General features: G+C 57.2%; 15 protein-coding genes. 5 read left to right on the forward strand and 10 right to left on the reverse strand.

Annotated elements, in window-relative coordinates; translation table 11 throughout:
- Nucleotides 1-36: 36 nt before the first annotated feature.
- The 4 genes from NR795_RS03185 to pncB form a co-directional block, all read right to left on the reverse strand.
- Nucleotides 37-1,227 carry an amino acid aminotransferase gene (locus tag NR795_RS03185; protein ID WP_238084109.1) on the reverse strand — a complete coding sequence of 397 codons (1,191 nt, stop codon included), beginning with the start codon at nt 1,225-1,227 and terminating at the stop codon, nt 37-39.
- 187 nt (nt 1,228-1,414) lie between these two features.
- Nucleotides 1,415-2,551 (reverse strand): porin, encoded by a 1,137-nt coding sequence (locus NR795_RS03190; RefSeq protein ID WP_286172094.1) that lies wholly within the window; start codon nt 2,549-2,551, stop codon nt 1,415-1,417.
- A 594-nt stretch (nt 2,552-3,145) separates the two neighbouring features.
- Entirely contained in the window at nt 3,146-4,546 is a 1,401-nt protein-coding gene (asnS, locus tag NR795_RS03195; RefSeq protein ID WP_257757122.1) for an asparagine--tRNA ligase, read from the reverse strand.
- A 163-nt stretch (nt 4,547-4,709) separates the two neighbouring features.
- On the reverse strand, nt 4,710-5,912 hold the full coding sequence (pncB, locus tag NR795_RS03200; protein WP_257757123.1) for a nicotinate phosphoribosyltransferase: 1,203 nt from the start codon (nt 5,910-5,912) through the stop codon (nt 4,710-4,712).
- 262 nt (nt 5,913-6,174) lie between these two features.
- Here pncB and pepN point away from each other — a divergent pair, with 262 nt between their 5' ends.
- Complete coding sequence (pepN, locus tag NR795_RS03205) at nt 6,175-8,787, forward strand: aminopeptidase N (RefSeq protein WP_257757124.1); 2,613 nt, start codon at nt 6,175-6,177, stop codon at nt 8,785-8,787.
- Between the two features lie 67 nt (nt 8,788-8,854).
- Here the strand turns inward: pepN and ssuB are convergent, their stop codons facing one another.
- The 5 genes from ssuB to ssuE are packed head-to-tail and all read right to left on the reverse strand — an operon-like array spanning nt 8,855 to nt 13,095.
- Nucleotides 8,855-9,625 carry an aliphatic sulfonates ABC transporter ATP-binding protein gene (ssuB, locus tag NR795_RS03210; RefSeq protein ID WP_144812917.1) on the reverse strand — a complete coding sequence of 257 codons (771 nt, stop codon included), beginning with the start codon at nt 9,623-9,625 and terminating at the stop codon, nt 8,855-8,857.
- Nucleotides 9,622-10,413: an aliphatic sulfonate ABC transporter permease SsuC gene (gene ssuC, locus NR795_RS03215; RefSeq protein ID WP_222890060.1), complete on the reverse strand. Its 792-nt coding sequence runs from the start codon at nt 10,411-10,413 to the stop codon at nt 9,622-9,624. The genes ssuB and ssuC overlap by 4 nt, the downstream gene beginning before the upstream one ends.
- Nucleotides 10,414-10,422: 9 nt before the next feature.
- The gene (gene ssuD / locus NR795_RS03220) at nt 10,423-11,568 is read right to left on the reverse strand and encodes an FMNH2-dependent alkanesulfonate monooxygenase (RefSeq protein ID WP_144812910.1); all 1,146 of its coding nucleotides are present in this window, start codon (nt 11,566-11,568) and stop codon (nt 10,423-10,425) included.
- Nucleotides 11,565-12,527 (reverse strand): sulfonate ABC transporter substrate-binding protein, encoded by a 963-nt coding sequence (locus NR795_RS03225; protein ID WP_257757125.1) that lies wholly within the window; start codon nt 12,525-12,527, stop codon nt 11,565-11,567. Before NR795_RS03225 ends, ssuD begins: the two co-directional genes overlap by 4 nt.
- Nucleotides 12,520-13,095, reverse strand: a complete 576-nt coding sequence (ssuE, locus tag NR795_RS03230; RefSeq protein WP_144812904.1) for an NADPH-dependent FMN reductase — start codon at nt 13,093-13,095, stop codon at nt 12,520-12,522. The genes NR795_RS03225 and ssuE overlap by 8 nt, the downstream gene beginning before the upstream one ends.
- A gap of 248 nt (nt 13,096-13,343) precedes the next feature.
- Between ssuE and pyrD the strand changes: the two genes are divergently transcribed.
- Nucleotides 13,344-14,354, forward strand: coding sequence for a quinone-dependent dihydroorotate dehydrogenase (gene pyrD, locus NR795_RS03235; protein ID WP_144812901.1), 1,011 nt, complete (start codon nt 13,344-13,346; stop codon nt 14,352-14,354).
- A 168-nt stretch (nt 14,355-14,522) separates the two neighbouring features.
- Nucleotides 14,523-15,059: a cell division protein ZapC gene (zapC, locus tag NR795_RS03240; RefSeq protein WP_144812898.1), complete on the forward strand. Its 537-nt coding sequence runs from the start codon at nt 14,523-14,525 to the stop codon at nt 15,057-15,059.
- On the opposite strand, the gene NR795_RS03245 is transcribed toward zapC, so the two are convergent.
- A complete protein-coding gene (locus tag NR795_RS03245) occupies nt 15,056-16,165 on the reverse strand; it encodes a YcbX family protein (RefSeq protein ID WP_144812894.1) in 1,110 nt (369 codons plus the stop codon). The two genes, zapC and NR795_RS03245, sit on opposite strands and share 4 nt — an antisense overlap.
- A gap of 99 nt (nt 16,166-16,264) precedes the next feature.
- Here NR795_RS03245 and rlmKL point away from each other — a divergent pair, with 99 nt between their 5' ends.
- Nucleotides 16,265-18,373, forward strand: a complete 2,109-nt coding sequence (gene rlmKL / locus NR795_RS03250; RefSeq protein WP_257757126.1) for a bifunctional 23S rRNA (guanine(2069)-N(7))-methyltransferase RlmK/23S rRNA (guanine(2445)-N(2))-methyltransferase RlmL — start codon at nt 16,265-16,267, stop codon at nt 18,371-18,373.
- Nucleotides 18,374-18,388: 15 nt separating this feature from the next.
- On the forward strand, nt 18,389-20,296 hold the full coding sequence (locus NR795_RS03255) for an ABC transporter ATP-binding protein (RefSeq protein ID WP_257757127.1): 1,908 nt from the start codon (nt 18,389-18,391) through the stop codon (nt 20,294-20,296).
- The last annotated feature ends 13 nt before the right edge of the window (nt 20,297-20,309 follow it).

Raw genomic sequence — 20,309 nt, forward strand, 5'->3', positions numbered from 1 at the left:
GGGTCGCTTCGGCGACCCTTTTTTTTTGCGCTACGCTTACAGCACGGCGACGATAGCTTCACACAGCGGAGCCATATTGTCCGGGGTCATGCCCGCCACGTTAACGCGACCGGATGCCACCGCATAGACGCCAAACTCTTCGCGCAGACGCTGAACCTGCTCTTTGGTCAGGCCGCTGAACGAGAACATGCCGTTCTGCTTAATGATAAAGCTGAAGTCACGGTTAGCCCCTTTCTCCTGTAGCGTATTAACAAACAGCAGACGCATGCGCTGAATGCGCTGGCGCATATCGGTCAGCTCTTGCTCCCAGATGGCGCGCAGGGCGTCATTGCTGAGAATGGTGGCGACGACAGATGCACCGTGCGCAGGCGGGTTGGAGTAGTTGGCTCGGATCACGGACTTCAGCTGGCTGAAGGCGCGATCGGCTGTGTCCGCATCGGCAGTCACCAGGGTGCAGGCCCCGACGCGCTCGTTATACAGACCAAAGTTTTTCGAATAGGAGCTGGCAACGATCAGCTCCTTATGCAGCGCGGCAAAGGCGCGCAGTCCTTCAGCATCCTCCTCCAGACCACGGGCAAAGCCCTGATAGGCGAAGTCAAACAGCGGCAGCCAGCCCTTCTCAACGGAGAGCTGCGCCAGGGTCTGCCACTGATCCAGGGTTGGATCGATGCCGGTTGGGTTGTGGCAGCAGCCGTGGAACAGCACTACGTCACCCGCCTGGGCGTCGTTGAGGCTAGCCAGCAGGCCGTCAAAGTCCAGCGTATGGTTAGCCGCGTCATAGTAAGCATATTCGCGCACCTCCAGCCCGGCTGCATTAAACACGCCTTTATGGTTCGGCCAGCTTGGGTTGCTCACCCAGATGCGCTTAGCGTCGGTGTTTTTCGCCAGGAAGTCTGCCGCTACGCGCAGCGCGCCGGTGCCGCCCGGGGTCTGCGCCGTACGGGCGCGCTTGTCGTTAATGACCGCATTGCCTTTGCCAAACAGCAACTCCTGAGTGCAGCGGCCAAACTCCGGGATCCCGTCGATGCCGAGATAGTTCTTCGTCGTCTCGTTCTCCAGCAGATACTGCTCGGCTTTCTTCACGCTGGTCAGCACCGGCGTTTTACCGGTTTCATCTTTATAGACGCCGATGCCAAGGTTAATTTTTGTCGGACGTTGGTCGGCACGAAACAGATCGGCTAACCCCAGAATAGGGTCAGCAGGGGCTGCAGTAATATTCTCAAACATGACGAGGTTCCATTTTGATGACAGAAGGGCGTTGCGTATCAGGGTAACGGGAGATTTATCAATTGCCAACCGTTTGCGACAAAAAGAAACAGAGTGTGACCGCAAGCAGCGTTGACGGGCTTTTCAGGCATAAAAAAACAGGGCCGTAGCCCTGTTTTTATCAGCATATAACGAGGAGGTCGTGCAATTAGAACTGGTAAGTTACCGCTACAGCAACCTGGTCGTCTTTGCCGTTGACGATGCCAACGTTGCGGCTGTAGTCGCTGTCGTCGATCAGGTTCAGCTGGTAGTCAACCCAGATGTTGAAGTTTTTGTTGAAGTAGTAAGTAGCACCAATTTCAACAAACTTCTGCAGGTCTTCGCTGCCGCCGCCGAACGCGCCGTCGGTAGTTGCTGCCAGGTCTTTACCGCGAGACTGCACGTAGGCCAGGGACGGACGCAGACCGAAGTCGAACTGGTACTGAGCGATGGCTTCGAAGTTCTGCGTTTTGTTAGCAAAGGTGCCGTCCGCTTCACGGGTAGTGTTGCGGGTTTCAGCGTAGGTGGTCGCCAGGTAGATGTTGTTGGCGTCATATTTCACACCCACACCCCAGGTTTCCGCACGGCTACCGCGGGCGCTGCCACGAGTGATGTCGCCAGCGGCGTTACGCAGGTTCAGGCCTTCCTGGTTGTTAGTACGGTCAGCGTTGGAGTAAGCACCGATTACACTGAAGCCTTCTGCGAAGTCATAACCCAGAGAGTAACCTACGCCGTCGCCGTTAGAGGTCAGCGGGTTAGCACGGTCGTTTTTACCCTGGTACTGCAGGCCGAAGTTCAGGCCATCAGCCAGACCGAAGAAGTTGGAGTTACGGTAAGTCGCAACGCCAGAGGTACGGCCGGTCATGAAGTTGTCAGCGTAGTTCGCCCAGGTCATACCGGAGAAGGACGGTGCCATATCGGTGTAAGCGTCAACGTCGTACGCGATACCGTAGTTACGGCCGTAGTCGATGGAGCCTGCGTCAGCAATTTTCAGGCCGGCAAATGCCAGACGAGTACGCTGGGACTGGCCGCCGCTCTCTTCGCCGCTTGCCAGAGCACGGTATTCCCACTGGCCGTAACCGGTCAGCTGGTCGTTGATCTGAGTTTCGCCTTTGAAGCCAATCTGAGCATAGGTGCTGTCGTTGCTGCCGGTGTCATCACCAGAGGTTACGAAGTCATGCTCACCTACAACTTTACCGTACAGGTCTAATTTGTTACCGGCTTTGTTATAGATTTCTGCAGCGTTTGCTGCACCGGCTACCAGCAGAGCAGGGATAACCACTGCCAGAATATTGCGCTTCATCATTATTTATTACCCTCATTAGGTTTTTTATAACACCTGCCACTGCCGTCAATGAATTCCGTCAATAAATATTTACGGAACTATTGCTGAGAGTTTGGTGTCTTTTTGTGTCTGAGAGCATCTTTCCATTCATAAAACCGTTTCGCTACCTTGAAAGTGCTACAAATGTCTTAAAGAGGTAACAAAAAGAAATAATGTGTAAGAATTTATGTATTTTAGGGAACTTTGTGAACCACTTCATGTTTCCAATAGAGTTGCTGATAAAAACAGCGGATCCATTCCTATATATATGAATTACTTATGTTTAATAGTGATATAGGATTAACTTATTCAGAAAAGAGGTGAGTGAGACATTTTCTCATTTCTGTGTTTAGACATCTGGATAGCTGTGCGTGTTTTATCCAAATGTGCTAAAGCCAAAAGAGAATTTTTTGTGCAAGTTTTAGTCAGTATGATTTTTGTACAAAATTATTTCTGAAAAATACGCTTACAGACGCTAATGGGGAAAGGGTTGATTAGGGGAATAACTAACGATTTGTTAACAAAAGTTGACAAGGGGAAGGGAAGAAGGGCCAGCATAAGCTGGCCCAGAGAGGATTAGAACGTAGCGTTACGCGGCGTGCGTGGGAACGGAATCACATCGCGAACGTTCTGAACGCCGGTCACGTAGGCAATCAGGCGTTCAAAGCCGAGGCCGAAACCGGCGTGCGGTACGGTGCCGTAGCGACGCAGATCGCGATACCACCAGTAGTCCTCTTTATTGAGGCCCATCTCAGCCATACGCGCATCCAGCACCTCCAGACGCTCTTCACGCTGGGAGCCACCGATGATTTCACCGATGCCCGGTGCCAGGACGTCCATGGCCGCAACGGTTTTGCCGTCGTCGTTGAGACGCATATAGAACGCTTTGATCTCTTTCGGGTAGTTTTTCACGACCACTGGCGCTTTGAAGTGCTCTTCAGCCAGATAGCGCTCGTGCTCGGAGGAGAGATCCACACCCCAGTAGACCGGGTTCTCAAACTGCTTGCCGCAGTTTTCCAGAATAGTCACTGCGTCGGTGTAGTCTACCTGCGCGAAGTCCGCCTCGATAAAACGCTCCAGACGCGTCACCGCATCTTTATCTACGCGCTCGGCAAAGAACTTCATGTCGTCTGCACGTTCGGTCAGCACTGCTTTAAAGGCATACTTCAGCATCGCTTCCGCCAGCGCGGCGTTATCTTCCAGATCGGCGAAGGCGATCTCCGGCTCCAGCATCCAGAACTCAGCCAGGTGACGGCTGGTGTTGGAGTTCTCTGCACGGAAGGTCGGGCCAAAGGTGTAAATTTTTGACAGGGCGCAGGCGTAGGTTTCGCCGTTCAGCTGGCCGGAAACGGTCAGGAAGGACTCTTTGCCAAAGAAGTCTTTGTCGAAATCGACTTTGCCCTGGTCGTTGCGCGGCAGGTTTTCCAGATCCAGCGTAGAGACGCGGAACATCTCGCCAGCACCTTCGGTATCGGAGGCGGTGATCAGCGGGGTCGAGACCCAGAAGAAGCCCTGCTCATCAAAGAAGCGGTGCAGCGCCTGCGCCAGGGTGTGGCGTACGCGAGCCACCGCGCCGATCAGGTTGGTGCGCGGACGCAGGTGCGCCACTTCACGCAGGTACTCGATGCTGTGGCGCTTGGCCGCCATCGGGTAGGTATCCGGATCCTCGACCCAGCCGGTCACTTCAACGTGGCTTGCCTGGATCTCAAAGCTCTGGCCCTGGCCCGGAGAGGCAACAACCTTGCCGGTCACCACCACGGAGCAGCCGGTGGTCAGATGCAGGACTTCATCATTGTAATTGGGCAGAGAATTATTAATAACGGCCTGTACAGGATCAAAGCAGGAACCGTCATAGACGGCCAGGAAGGAGATGCCAGCTTTTGAATCTCGGCGGGTACGTACCCATCCGCGCACGGTGACTTCTTGGTCAACGGCGACGCGGCCCTGGAGTACGTCGGCTACAGGCACAACGCTCATAATATTCTCTCTGTTAATTGTCCGAAAAATACGTTTTCCACCCAAAGAGGGGGTTTGCCTATGTTACCTGGCGTGCGCCATCAGACAAGCAGAATTAACAGTAAGAAGGGAAGAAATAAGAAATTAATAAAGAAAAGGGAGCCGAAGCGGCTCCCTGCGTGGATTAGCTGGCTTTTTTCACCTGCGGCAGATCGAACGCCTCACGCAGCGCCCGGACAAACGCTTTATCGTGACAGATGGTTTTACCCGGGCTGTCAGAGAGTTTTGCCACCGGTTTGCCGTTACACTCAACGAGCTTAATAACGATGTTCAGCGGCTTCACCTGCGGAATGTCGCAGGTTAGGCGCGTGCCGATGCCAAAGCTCAGATTCACCCGCGCGGAGAAGTGGCGGTAGAGATCCAGCGCTTTTTTCAGGTCGAGGTTGTCCGAGAACACCAGCACCTTACTGAGCGGATCGATCCCCAGCTTTTGATAGTGGGCAATCGCTTTTTCACCCCACTCAACCGGATCGCCCGAGTCGTGGCGCAGGCCCTGGTAGCGGGAGGCAAACTCTGGGCCAAAGTCGCGCAGGAAGGCGTCCATAGTAATGCAGTCGGTCAGGGCAATGCCCAGCTGATCGGGGTATTCGGTTAGCCAGGCGGCAAGGGCGGCGCGCTGGCTGGTGGCCAGCTCAGGACTGATCTGCTGGTGGGCCTGGAACCACTCGTGTGCCTGCGTCCCCATCGGGGTTAAGGTCAGGCGGCGAGCAAGATCGTAGTTGCTGGTGCCGACAAACCACGGCTCCTGCTGCAGGCGCTCAACGATAGCCTGCTGCACGTCGCGGGAGAAGCGGCGGCGGGTGCCGAAGTCCATCAGACGGAAGCGGGACATATCCAGTCCGGCGGTCATCTGCGAGAAATTCGCCAGCTTCTCTTCGAGGGTTGCCAGCGCTTCACTGACGCCCGCATCCGGCGAGCGGTAGCGGTGCACCACCTCGCTGATGACCGCCAGCAGCGGCACTTCCCACATGATCACCTCGCGCCATGGGCCGGCGAGGCGAATAGAGAGCTTACCCTGGTCATTGGTAATGACAACCTGGCTTGGGTCATAGCGGAACGTCCGCAGCCAGTCGAGATAGTCGGCACGGAAGAAGGGCAGGCTGGAGAGCCACTGGTATTCATCATCCTGCAGGCGCAGATGCTGCATGGCATCAACCTGCTCGCGAATGGCATCTGCATAGATACCCAGCAGGTCATCGCCCCGGCAGCGAAACTCAGCCGACACGTGGACATCATGATATTGATGAAAAACCGCCTGCTGCATATGCAGCTTATAGGCATCGGTATCAAGCAGCGTTCGCAGAATAGGGTTCGCGAGTTGTGTCATGGTGCGCCGTAGCATCCTCTCACTGGAGCGTATCCATCAAAGCCAAAGCAGATAAAGACGCAGGAGTATACCTTGATTATCGGTTTAATGAACCTGGATCACAACACAACCGCGTAAGATGTACGAGGGCAATTTGTGCCTCTGTTATCAAAATGTAGCAAACAGGGCTTTTTGCCTTGAAAAGAGTGCGTTTCCGCGTAGCGCGAATGAGGCAACAGGAATAGACTGAGTCGTTACCCTAATGAGATGCTAAAGGTTTTTTATGACTCAACAGCCCCAAGCCAAATACCGCCACGACTACCGTGCGCCAGATTACCTGATTAGCGATATTGACCTGACTTTCGATCTTGATGCTGTTAAAACCGTCGTTACGGCTGAGAGCAGCGTCTCTCGCCATAGCGCAACGGCCGAGCCTTTACGTCTTAACGGCGAAGATTTGACTCTCGTCTCTCTCCACGTAGACGGGCAGCCGTGGTCTGATTACCAGATCGCTGAGAACGCGCTGGTCATCAATAACCTGCCGGAAAGGTTTACCCTGCGCATCGTCAACGAGATTAGCCCGGCCACCAATACCGCGCTGGAAGGGCTCTACCAGTCAGGCGAAGCGCTCTGCACCCAGTGTGAAGCCGAAGGCTTCCGCCATATTACCTGGTACCTTGACCGTCCGGATGTGCTGGCGCGCTTTACCACTAAAATCATCGCCGATAAAAGCAAATACCCGTTCCTGCTCTCCAACGGTAACCGCGTAGGTGAGGGCGAGCTGGAGAACGGTCGTCACTGGGTACAGTGGCAGGATCCGTTCCCGAAACCCTGCTACCTGTTTGCGCTGGTGGCCGGTGATTTCGACGTGCTGCGCGATACCTATACCACCCGCTCCGGCCGCGAAGTGGCGCTGGAGCTGTTTGTCGATCGCGGTAACCTTGACCGCGCCCCGTGGGCGATGACCTCCCTGCAAAACTCCATGAAGTGGGATGAAGAGCGCTTTGGTCTTGAGTACGACCTCGACATCTATATGATCGTCGCCGTGGATTTCTTCAACATGGGAGCAATGGAGAACAAAGGCCTCAACGTCTTTAACTCCAAATACGTGCTGGCCCGCACCGACACCGCTACCGATAAAGACTACCTCGATATTGAGCGCGTGATTGGCCACGAGTACTTCCATAACTGGACCGGCAACCGCGTGACCTGCCGCGACTGGTTCCAGCTGAGCCTGAAAGAGGGGCTGACCGTGTTCCGCGATCAGGAGTTCAGCTCCGATCTCGGCTCCCGCGCGGTGAACCGCATCAGCAACGTGCGCACCATGCGTGGCCTGCAGTTTGCGGAAGATGCCAGTCCGATGGCGCACCCGATCCGTCCGGACAAAGTCATCGAGATGAACAACTTCTATACCCTGACGGTGTATGAGAAGGGATCAGAGGTGATCCGCATGCTGCATACCCTGCTGGGGGAAGAGAACTTCCAGCGCGGGATGCAGCTCTACTTTGAGCGCCACGACGGCAGCGCCGCCACCTGCGACGATTTCGTGCAGGCGATGGAAGACGCCTCTAATGTCGACCTCTCTCATTTCCGTCGCTGGTACAGCCAGTCCGGTACGCCGATTGTGAGCGTGCGCGACGACTACAACCCAGAGACCGAGCAGTACACCCTGACCATCAGCCAGCGCACGCCGCCGACGCCGGATCAGGAAGAGAAGCTGCCCCTGCACATTCCGTTTGATATTGAGCTGTACGACAACGAGGGCCAGGTTATCCCGCTGCAAAAAGAGGGACATCCGGTACACAACGTGCTCAACGTCACTCAGGAGGAGCAGACCTTTGTCTTTGATAAGGTCTACTTCCAGCCGGTGCCGTCTCTGCTGCGCGAGTTCTCCGCGCCGGTGAAGCTGGAGTATAAGTGGAGCGATCAGCAGCTGACGTTCCTGATGCGCCATGCGCGTAACGACTTCTCCCGCTGGGATGCGGCCCAGAGCCTGCTGACGACCTACATCAAGCTGAACGTGGCCCGCCACCAGCAGGGTCAGCCGCTGTCGCTGCCGCTGCACGTGGCCGATGCCTTCCGGGCGATCCTGCTGGATGCCGATATCGATCCGGCGCTGGCGGCAGAGATCCTGACCCTGCCTGGCGCAGGCGAAATGGCCGAGCTGTTCGACATCATCGATCCGGTGGCGATCGTTGCCGTCCGCGAGGCGCTGACCCGCACCCTGGCGACCGAGCTTTCCGACGAGTTCCTTGCGGTCTACAACGCGCATAAGCTCGATGCTTACCGGGTTGAACATGCGGATATCGGCAAGCGTTCGCTGCGCAACACCTGCCTGCGCTATCTGGCGTTTGCCGACGCGAAGCTGGGCGATGCCCTGGTTACTCAGCAGTATCACACTGCGGACAACATGACCGACGCGCTGGCGGCGCTCTCTGCCGCCGTCGCGGCGCAGCTGCCGTGCCGTGACGCGCTGATGCAGGAGTACGATGATAATTGGCATCAGGACGGTCTGGTGATGGACAAGTGGTTTATCCTGCAGGCCACCAGCCCGGCCAGCAACGTGCTGGAGACGGTGCGCGGCCTGCTTAACCACCGCTCCTTTACGCTCAGTAACCCGAACCGCGTGCGCTCGCTGATTGGTGCATTCGCTGGCAGCAACCCGGCGGCGTTCCATGCTGAAGACGGCAGCGGCTACCGTTTCATGGTTGAGATGCTGACCGAGCTTAACAGCCGTAACCCACAGGTGGCGTCGCGTCTGATTGAGCCGCTGATCCGCCTGAAACGTTACGATGAAGGGCGTCAGACCCAGATGCGTGCCGCGCTGGAGCAGCTGAAAGGGCTGGAAAACCTCTCCGGCGATCTCTACGAGAAGATTGCCAAGGCGCTGGCCTGATGTAAAAAAGCCCGGTGGCAGGTGGCCCCGGGCTAACGGTTTCGCTCTCTCCCGGTGGGAGAGAGCATCAGGCGTGGGCGGTTATCAACGTCCGTTCGCTCACCCCGCGCTGCATCACCCGATCCAGTACCTCTGCCTCCAGCTCTGCCAGACGTGCTGAACCAACGCGGCGAGGTCGCGGGATATCCACGGATAGATCCAGACCAATTTTCCCCTCTTCTATTAACAGGACGCGGTCGGCCATGGCGACGGCTTCGCTCACATCATGCGTTACCAGAAGCACCGTAAAGCCATGCTCCTGCCACAGGGATTCGATTAGCGCCTGCATGTCGATACGGGTCAGAGCATCGAGCGCGCCGAGCGGCTCATCCAGCAGCAGCAGGCCGGGGCGGTGGATCAGGGCCCTGGCAAGCGCCACGCGCTGTTTTTGCCCCCCGGAGAGTGCCGCTGGCCACTCACCCCCGCGGTTTTCCAGACCGACGGCGGCCAGCGCCTGACGGGCACGCTCGCGCCAGCTCCCCTTCAGCCCCAGGCCAACGTTATCGACCACTGTTTTCCAGGGCAGCAGGCGCGCGTCCTGAAACATCATCCGCGTGTCGTCCTGAATCGTGGCCAGCGGCGTCGTCCCCGCCAGGATTTCGCCGCCGTCGGGTGCCTCCAGCCCGGCCAAAAGGCGCAGCAACGTACTTTTCCCGCCGCCGCTGCGACCCACAATGGCCACAAATTGTCCCGCAGGAATATGCAGATCCAGCTCGTTGAGAACGGTGTTATCGCCATAGCGTTTGATAATGCCGTTCAGTAGCAACGGCGTACCTTGATTAAGCCGGGCAGTATTCATGCTTTCGCCTCCTGATGGGTATAGGCCGGATTCCAGCGCAGCCAGACGCGTTCCAGCCCCTGGGCGCTGACGTCGGCAAGCTTGCCGAGCAGGGCATAAAGAATGATGGCCACCACTACTACGTCCGTTTGCAGAAACTCACGGGCATTCATGGCCAGATAGCCAATGCCGGAGTTGGCCGAAATCGTTTCAGCGACAATTAGCGTCAGCCACATCAATCCCAGTGCAAAGCGCACGCCCACCATAATGGAAGGGAGAGCGCCCGGCAGGATCACATGGACAAACAGGGCGAAACCGGATAAGCCGTAGCTGCGCGCCATCTCTACCAGCCCGCGGTCAATATTACGAATGCCGTGCCAGGTATTGATGTAGATTGGGAACAGCGTGCCCAGCGCCACCAGGAAAATTTTTGCGCTCTCATCGATACCAAACCACAAAATCACCAGTGGGATCAGTGCCAGATGCGGCACGTTGCGCAGCATCTGAATAGAGGTATCCAGCAGTCGTTCGCCCCAGCGGGAGAGGCCGCTGATAAGCCCCAGCGTCAGGCCAATACTTCCGCCAATGGAAAAGCCAATCACTGCGCGCCAGGAGCTAATTGCCAGGTGCTGCCACAGCTCGCCGCTAACGCTCAGCGACCAGAAAGCCTCTACAACCCCCTCAGGAGAGGGCAGAATGCGGCTCGACAGCCAGCCTGTTGACGACGCCAGTTGCCATATCGCCACGATGCCGACGGGTAAAAACCAGGGGGCAGCACGCAGCAGCCATTTTTGTGAGGTGGCGGACATCGTGACTCCTTAGCTTTGCGCCGCTTTTTGCGGGATAAAGGTGTTGGCCACCGCTTCGCCCTGAAGCGGCAGCGGGCGCGGCTGCGGTACCTCAGGGATAGCAACATCAAGGTGCGGGAATAGCAGCTCGCCGACTTTATACGCCTCCTCCAGATGCGGGTAGCCGGAGAGGATAAAGCTGTCGATACCGAGTCCGGCATACTCGTTAATCCGCGCCGCCACGGTTGGGCCATCACCTACCAGGGCGGTCCCTGCGCCGCCGCGCACCAGTCCCACCCCTGCCCACAGGTTCGGGCTGATCTCCAGATTTTCACGCTTGCCGTTATGCAGGGAGGCCATCCGGTGCTGCCCGACGGAGTCGGTTTTGGCAAAGGCGGCCTGCGCTTTGGCGATAGTGTCATCATCCAGATGCGCGATCAGACGGTCAGCCGCCTGCCACGCCTCTTCATTGGTTTCGCGCACAATCACGTGCAGACGAATACCAAAGCGCACCGTCCGACCCTGCGCGGCCGCTTTGGCACGCACCTGAGCAATCTTCTCCTTAACCAGCGCCGGCGGTTCGCCCCAGGTCAAATAGAGATCAACCTGCTCAGCCGCCAGATCCTGTGCCACGTCCGACGACCCGCCAAAGTAGAGGGGAGGGCGCGGCTGCTGTACCGGCGGAAAGTAGAGTTTCGCGTCCCGGACATGAATATGTTTGCCTTCAAACGTCACGGTGTCGCCCTCCAGCAGACGACGCCAGACGCGGGTAAACTCGGCGGAAGCCTCGTAGCGCTCAGTGTGATCGAGGAATACACCGTCGCCTGCCAGCTCCTGCGGATCGCTGCCGGTCACCAGGTTAAAGAGGGCGCGGCCATTAGAGAGCCTGTCCAGCGTCGCAGCCTGGCGGGCGGCCACGGTAGGCGAGACCACGCTCGGGCGCAGCGCAACGAGAAACTTTAGCCGCTGTGTCACGGGGATCAGGGAAGCGGCAACCAGCCATGCGTCTTCGCAGGAGCGCCCGGTAGGGATCAGCACACCGCTAAAGCCGATTCGGTCCGCGGCCTGGGCAATCTGCTGCAAATAGCCATGATCGACCGGGCGGGAACCCTCTTCTGTGCCAAGATAATGCCCATCACCGTGGGTAGGTAAAAACCAGAAAAGATTCAGGCTCATGATTTAGTTCCTTTAGTGTCTGCGGGTTGCCAGATACGGTCGCGAATGTTCACCTGTTTTGGAACGAGGCGATTTTGATAAAAGAGATCGGCAGTTTGTTGCTGCAGCGCCGCGACGTGGTCATTGACCGGAACAATCGTGGTCGGCGGACGGTGGTCAAGATAGGTGGCGATCACCGGCTCAGGTAAACCCATTGTTTTCGCCAGCAGAGCGATGCTCTCAGGCCGCTGGCTCTGCGTCAGAGCATCCGCCTGGGAGAACGTATCGAGTACGCTCTGAATAAACGCTCCGTTCTTTTCGGCATAGGGGCGGGCGGCCAGATAGAACGAGCCGGTCTGCTTCAGCGTTGTGCCATCCTTCAGCACCCGTACACCGCCCTGCAGCAAGGCGGCGGAGTAGTACGGATCCCAGATTGCCCAGGCGTCCACGTTTTTCTGTTGGAATGCCGCGCGAGCATCGGCAGGCGTCAGATAGACAGGTTGAATATCTTTGAACGTAAGCCCGGCCTCCTGTAACGCGCGCAGCAGCAGATTGTGTGAGCTGGAGCCTTTCTGGAACGCGACCTTGTGACCTTTCAGATCGGCGACGCGTTTAATGGCGCTGTTTTTAGCCACCAGGATCACCTCAGCCTTAGGCTTGGCAGGCTCTACGCCTACGTAGACCAGATCCGCGCCCGCAGCCTGGGCAAAGATAGGCGGGATATCGCCGGTGCTGCCGAGATCGATACTGCCGACGTTCAGCGCCTCGAGCATCTGCGGCCCCGCCGGGAATTCGACCCAGGAAAATGTTGTAGTAGGGAAACGTTTTTCTAAAAGCTGGTGGCTTTTTGCCAGCACCATGCTGACGCTCCCTTTTTGATAGCCGATGCGCAGACTTTCCGGAGAGGTTTCCGCGGCATGACTCAGCGATGAGAGTGCCAGCACGCCAGCCAGCCCGATGCGGGACAGAATTTTAAACATGGGCCACTCCTTGCGGTTGGCTAAATGCAGGCGCCTGAACATCGCGGCGGTGCAGAGCCTGCCAGAAGGTTTCCAGCGCCTCATCAAGACGGTGATGTAAATTTGGCGTGAAATGGGGGGTATGCTGATAGTCGATGACCTGCGAATCATCAGCAAAGACACCATGTAAAATCTCCTGCGCCTTGAGGGCGTTGAGCACCGGTTTCAGGGCGTAATCCACTGCCAGCAGATGGGCAACCGTACCTCCCGTGGCCAGCGGTAACACCACCTTGCCAGCCAGGGCACGTTCAGGAAGAAGATCGAGTAAGGTTTTAAGCGCGCCGGAAAATGAGGCTTTATAGACAGGTGTCGCCACGATCAGTCCGTCAGCGTCCTTAAGTTGTTCGGTCAGGGCGTTGAGCGCCGGACTATCAAATCGGGCGTAGAGCAGATCTTCAGCGTCAAAGTTATGAAGGTGCCAGTGACAAACTTCCACATCCAGGGCGGTGAGCTTTTCGCGGGCATAGTCCAGTAATGCGCTGGAACGAGAGGGAAAGCGTGGACTTCCGGCCAGGGTAATAACGCGCATGCTTGCTCCTTATAACTAATTGTTTGCTTTTATCTAACATTGATAACAATTTTCAGGAGTGTGGCACCGAGCGGGTTATTCCCTAAATAATTTATTCGAGACTACATAGCTAAAAACTAGATAAAGTGGGAGCAGAGAAGAAAACGTTTGCGTTTTATCCGAATTATTTGCCTCAGGTCAATTCCCTTTCGCCTCGCAATCGCAGATAATACGCCCCCGGTTTGCACACCGGGAATCCAGGAGAGTTCATGTACTACCCCTTCGTTCGTAAAGCCCTTTTCCAGCTCGACCCTGAGCGCGCTCATGAATTGACGTTTCAGCAATTACGCCGTATTTCCGGCACGCCGCTAGCCGCGCTGGTACGCCAGAACGTGCCGCAAAAACCGGTCTCCTGTATGGGGCTGACCTTTAAGAATCCGCTCGGCCTGGCAGCGGGTCTGGATAAAAACGGCGAGTGCATCGATGCGCTGGGCGCAATGGGCTTTGGCGCGATTGAGATCGGCACCGTGACGCCGCGCCCTCAGCCGGGTAACGATAAGCCGCGTATCTTCCGCCTGGTCGAGGCCGAGGGGTTAATTAACCGCATGGGCTTCAATAACCTTGGCGTGGATAACCTGGTAGAGAACGTCAAAAAAGCCCATTTTGATGGCGTGCTGGGCATTAATATCGGCAAAAATAAAGATACACCGGTAGAGCAGGGGAAAGATGACTACCTGATCTGTATGGATAAAGTCTATCCCTACGCGGGCTATATTGCGATTAATATCTCCTCGCCCAACACCCCAGGCCTGCGCTCACTGCAATACGGTGAGGCGCTGGACGATCTGCTCTCCGCCATCAAAAATAAGCAGCGCGAGCTGCAGAATATTCATCATAAATATGTCCCTGTGGCGGTGAAAATTGCTCCCGATCTCTCGGTTGAAGAGTTAATTCAGGTAGCTGACAGTCTGCTTCGCCATAATATCGATGGCGTGATCGCCACCAATACCACGCTCGATAGGGGGCTGGTACAGGGAATGAAGCACTGTGATGAGACCGGAGGCTTAAGCGGCCGGCCATTACAGCTGAAAAGCACCGAAATTATTCGCCTTCTTGCCCAGGAGCTGAAGGGTCAGCTGCCGATTATCGGCGTCGGCGGAATCGACTCCGTTATCGCCGCCCGGGAGAAAATAGCGGCCGGTGCAACGCTGGTGCAGATCTATTCCGGCTTTATATTTAAAGGCCCGCCGCTGATTAAAGAGATCGTTACCCATATCTAATCCTTTGCGTCTAAATGTTAACCAGGGCTTTATTTCCCGCCCTGGTTGTTTTATATTCCCCCGGTTGTTGTTAATTTAAACGTTCTCATTATTGACATTTTGTGGTAAGCGAAGCGGTAGCAACGGACACAAACGCAGCAGGATGCTTAAGGGGAAGCGGAGAGGACTATGCGAATTAAACCTGACGATAACTGGCGCTGGTATTACGACGAAGAGCACGACCGGATGATGCTCGATCTTGCCAATGGGATGCTGTTTCGCTCCCGTTACGCCCGTCGGATGCTGACGCCGGACGCGTTCGCACCCTCTGGTTTCTGTGTGGATGATGCCGCACTCTACTTCTCCTTTGAGGAGCGCTGCCGCGAGTTTGATCTCTCCCGGGAGCAGCGGGCCGAGCTGGTGCTGAATGCGCTGGTGGCGATCCGTTTTCTCAAGCCGCAGATGCCAAAGAGCTGGCACTTCCACTCCTACGGCGACAGCTGGCAGCCCGATCTGGGCGAAGCGGCCAGCGTCTGGCTCAGCGATACCGCAGAGCAGGTCAATTTGCTGGTGGTTGAGCCGGGTGATAACGCCACGCTCTGCCTGCTGGCCCAGCCCGGCGTGGTGATTGCCGGGCGTACGATGCAGCTTGGCGACGCGATCAAAGTGATGAACGATCGGATGCGACCGCTGCCCCAGATGTATAGCCTGGAGCAGGCGGTTTAAGGCGCCAGCACCAGCGGCGTTTTGGGAATACAGCTGCAGCTCAGGATGGTGCCGTCGTCGCCAATGGCGGACTGCTTCAGGGCGCTGACTTCCCCCTCTATCAGACGTACGCGGCAGGAGCCGCAGATCCCAGCCCGGCAGGAGTAGGGCACGCGGATCCCCTGACTCTCCAGCTGCTCAAGCAGCACCTGCTGGTTATTGCCCGTAAAGGTCTCTCCCTGCCAACCAATGGTCACCGTTGACGCAGCCTGCTTCTCAATCTCCAGCGTTTCAACCGGCTCCCCGGCACCGTACACTCTCGCCGGACCGCTCGCCAGCACGCTCACCTCGTCACCGACGCGGATCACGCCGCTGTTACGGGCGATCAGATTTTGACCGAAATCGACATCGCCATTATCAACGGCGGTGCGGAACTGTTGCAGGGTGTGCAGCGGTTCTCCGGCCGGGTGCTTCTGCCCACGCTCGGGGCTGATGGTGGTAAATACGCAGCGGCTACAGGGTTTAACGACGTCAAAGATCACCTCGCCGATGCGCACGGTTTTCCAGCTATCCTCTTCCCATGCCTGCGCCCCGGTCACCACCAGGTTCGGACGAAACTGCTCCATCTGGATGCTGGCCGGGCAGCGGTTTTGTAGATCGCGCAGCGAGGCCTCGTTGGTGAGCAGATAGGGGAAGCCGTCAGCAAAGGAGAGCGGCACGCTCTCAAAGCGCTTCACCCGGCGGGTGGGCTCTTGTCCTACCCAGCGCAGCTGCACCTCGCGATTAAAAAAGCCGCTCAGCCACTGGTTAATCGCCGCCGGGGCAATTAATGCGGTAAAATGGTTGCCCCATACCTCCGTCGGCTGGGCATCGCTGATGAAATCGGCAAAGCGGACCAGCGCGCTGCTGCCGTCGGGGGCGGTGAGATGGAGACCGTCATGCAGCGGCGACGGGATAAAACGCACCAGCTGTGGAGACTGACGAGCGGTAATAAAGGTACCGTCGGGTTCAGTAAGCATAAAGATGCGGTCAAAGGCCAGACCGCTGATGTCGGCCAGAGCGTGCGTGAGGCCAATTCCGCGCATCGATTTGACCGGATGTATAAAAAGCCGCGACAGGGTAGCCACTGCGCCCTCCATGGGTGTGAAAATAGGGTCTCAACTTTATGACATCCCACTTATATTGGCTATAATGCGCAACAATTTTATTAGAGTAAAAGTGACGATATGAATTCTCTGTTTGCCAGTACGGCCCGTGGGCTGGAAGAGCTGTTAAAAACTGAACTGGAAAACCTTGGGGCGCAGCACGTCCAGGTGGTTCAGGGCGGTGTCCATTTTGAGGGGGACACCCGGCTCATTTACCAGAGCCTGATGTGGAGTCGTCTGGCTTCGCGCATTATGCTGCCGCTGAACGAGTGCAAGGTCTATAGCGACCTCGATCTCTATATGGGCGTGCAGGCGATTGACTGGACGGAGATTTTCAATCCTGGCGCGACCTTCGCCGTGCACTTTAGCGGGGTGAATGAAGAGATCCGCAACAGCCAGTACGGTGCTATGCGGGTAAAAGACGCCATCGTCGACAGCTTCACGCGTAAGAATATGGAACGCCCGAACGTCGATCGCGAGCAGCCGGATATGCGCATTAACGTCTGGCTGAATAAAGAGACGGCGCATATCGCCCTCGATCTCAGCGGCGACGGCCTGCACCTGCGCGGCTATCGCGACCGGGCCGGGCTGGCCCCCATGAAAGAGACCCTGGCGGCGGCAGTGGTGATGCGCTCCGGCTGGCAGCCGGGTACGCCACTGCTCGATCCGCTCTGCGGCTCCGGTACCCTGCTGATTGAGGCGGCGATGCTCGCCACCGATCGCGCACCGGGCCTGCATCGCGGGCACTGGGGCTTTAGCGGCTGGGCGCAGCACGATGAAGCGCTGTGGAAAGAGGTGAAAGCCGAGGCCCAGACCCGCGCCCGTCAGGGGCTGGCGGACTACGGCTCACGCTTCTACGGCTCCGACAGCGATGCCCGGGTTATCGATATTGCCCGCAGCAACGCCCGTCGCGCAGGCGTCGGCGAGCTGATTGATTTTAACGTCAAAGATGTCGCCCAACTGACCAATCCGCTGCCGGAAGGGCCGCACGGTACCGTCCTGAGTAACCCGCCGTACGGTGAGCGTCTGGAGAGCGAGCCGGCGCTGATCGCCCTGCATAGCCTGCTGGGCCGCACTCTGAAAAACAACTTTGGCGGCTGGAACGTCTCCCTGTTCAGCGCCTCGCCGGAGCTGCTCAACTGCCTCCAGCTGCGCGCCGACCGCCAGTTTAAAGCCAAAAACGGCCCGCTGGACTGCGTACAGAAAAACTACTCTATCGCAGAAAACTTTGGTGATATTAAAGGCAGCGGCATGGCGGAAGATTACGCCAACCGCCTGCGCAAAAACGTCAAAAAGCTGGAGAAGTGGGCGCGCCAGGAGGGGATCGAGTGCTATCGCCTCTACGATGCTGACCTACCGGACTATAACGTGGCGGTAGACCGCTACGCCGATTGGGTAGTAGTGCAGGAGTACGCTCCGCCGAAAACCGTTGATGCGCAGAAGGCCCGTCAGCGCCTGCTGGATGTCATCGCCGCCACCATCACGGTGCTGGGCATTGCGCCTAACAAGCTGGTGCTGAAAACCCGCGAGCGGCAGAAAGGCAAGAACCAGTACCAGAAGATGAACGAGAAGGGCGAATTCATGGAGGTGAGCGAATACAACGCCCGCCTGTGGGTTAACCTGACCGACTACCTGGATACCGGCCTGTTCCTCGATCACCGTATCGCCCGCCGGATGCTCGGCCAGATGAGCAAAGGCAAAGATTTCCTCAACCTCTTCTCCTATACCGGCAGCGCCAGCGTGCATGCGGGGCTGGGCGGCGCGGCGTCGACCACCACCGTCGACATGTCGCGCACCTACCTGGAGTGGGCCGAGCGCAACCTGCGCCTGAACGGCCTCACCGGTCGTCAGCATCGCCTGATGCAGGCCGACGTGATGGGCTGGCTGCGGGAAACCGACGAGCAGTTCGATCTGATCTTTATCGATCCGCCGACCTTCTCTAACTCCAAGCGAATGGAAGAGGCGTTTGATGTCCAGCGCGATCACCTGAGCTTGATGAAAGACTTAAAACGGATGCTGCGTAAAGGCGGCACGATTATGTTCTCAAACAATAAACGCGGTTTCCGCATGGATCACGACGGGTTGGCTGAACTGGGGCTGAAAGCACAAGACATTACCCAAAAAACACAGTCGCAGGATTTCGCCCGCAACCGTCAGATCCATAACTGCTGGCTGATTACCGCAGCCTGAGAGGAATAGAACAAGATGTCATTAATTAGTATGCACGGTGCCTGGCTGTCGTTCAGCGACGCGCCGCTTCTGGACAACGCCGAGCTTCACATCGAAGACAACGAGCGCGTCTGCCTGGTCGGACGTAACGGCGCGGGGAAATCTACCCTGATGAAGATCCTCAATCGCGAACAGGGTCTGGACGATGGCCGCATCGTCTATGAGCAGGATCTGGTTGTGGCGCGTCTGCAGCAGGATCCGCCGCGTAACGTCGCTGGCAGCGTTTACGATTTTGTTGCCGAGGGTATCTCAGAGCAGGCGGAGTATCTCAAGGGGTACCATGAGATCTCCCATCTGGTGATGACCGATCCAAGCGAGAAGAACCTCAACGAGATGGCGCGCCTGCAGGAGCTGCTGGATCACTACGGCCTCTGGCAGATGGAGAACCGTATCAACGAGGTGCTGGCCCAGCTGGGTCTGGAGGCCGATATGGCGCTGGCCTCGCTCTCCGGCGGCTGGCTGCGTAAGGCGGCGCTGGGACGTGCGCTGGTGAGCAACCCGCGCGTGCTGCTGCTGGACGAGCCGACTAACCACCTGGATATTGAAACCATCGACTGGCTGGAAGGGTTCCTGAAAACCTTCAACGGCACGATTATCTTCATCTCCCATGACCGTTCGTTTATCCGCAATATGGCGACGCGCATTGTCGATCTCGATCGCGGCAAGCTGGTGACCTATCCAGGCAACTACGATCAGTACCTGCTGGAGAAAGAGGAGGCGCTGCGGGTCGAAGAGCTGCAAAACGCCGAATTTGACCGCAAGCTGGCCCAGGAAGAGGTGTGGATCCGCCAGGGCATCAAAGCGCGCCGTACGCGTAACGAAGGGCGCGTCCGGGCTCTGAAGGCGATGCGTCGCGAGCGTAGCGAACGCCGTGAGGTGATGGGCAGCGCGAAGATGCAGGTTGAAGAGGCCTCCCGCTCCGGTAAAATCGTTATTGAGATGGAGAACGTTCACTACGCCGTGGACGGCAAAAAGCTGGTTACCGATTTCTCTGCTCAGGTACAGCGCGGGGATAAAATTGCCCTGATTGGCCCGAACGGCTGCGGGAAAACCACCCTGCTGAAGCTGATGCTCGGCCAGTTACAGGCTGACAGCGGACGTATTCATATCGGGACCAAGCTGGAAGTGGCCTATTTTGACCAGCACCGTGCTGAGCTGGATCCGGATCGGACGGTGATGGATAACCTCGCCGAAGGCAAGCAGGAGGTGATGGTCAACGGTAAGCCGCGCCACGTGCTGGGCTACCTGCAGGACTTCCTGTTCCACCCGAAACGCGCTATGACCCCGGTTCGGGCGCTCTCCGGTGGGGAACGTAACCGTCTCCTGCTGGCGCGCCTGTTCCTCAAGCCCAGCAACCTGCTGATCCTCGATGAACCGACCAACGACCTCGATGTTGAGACGCTGGAGCTGCTGGAAGAGCTGATCGATGGTTACCAGGGCACGGTTCTGCTGGTGAGCCACGACCGTCAGTTTGTCGATAACACCGTGACCGAGTGCTGGATCTTCGAAGGCCAGGGGCGGATTGGTCGCTACGTGGGTGGTTACCAGGATGCGCGTGGCCAGCAGGCCGCATCTCAATCGTATAAACAGTCTGTTACCAAAAAGGTGACCGACATTCCGGTAGCAAAAGGGGATACTGTTAAACGCGGCGGGAGCAAACTAAGCTATAACCTGCAGCGGGAACTTGAGCAGCTTCCTCAACGGCTTGAAGAGCTGGAGGCAAACCTTACTGCGTTGCAGGCACAGGTTGCCGACGGGGCCTTTTTCAGCCAGCCTCACGAGCAGACACAAAAGGTGTTAGACGAGATGGCTGCCGCAGAGAAGGCGCTGGAAGAGGCCTTTGAGCGGTGGGAGCATCTTGAGGCGCTTAAAAACGCAACGTAATTCAGGGAGTGCG

Source organism: Pseudescherichia sp. L3 (assembly GCF_024656065.1).
GTDB lineage: Bacteria > Pseudomonadota > Gammaproteobacteria > Enterobacterales > Enterobacteriaceae > Pseudescherichia.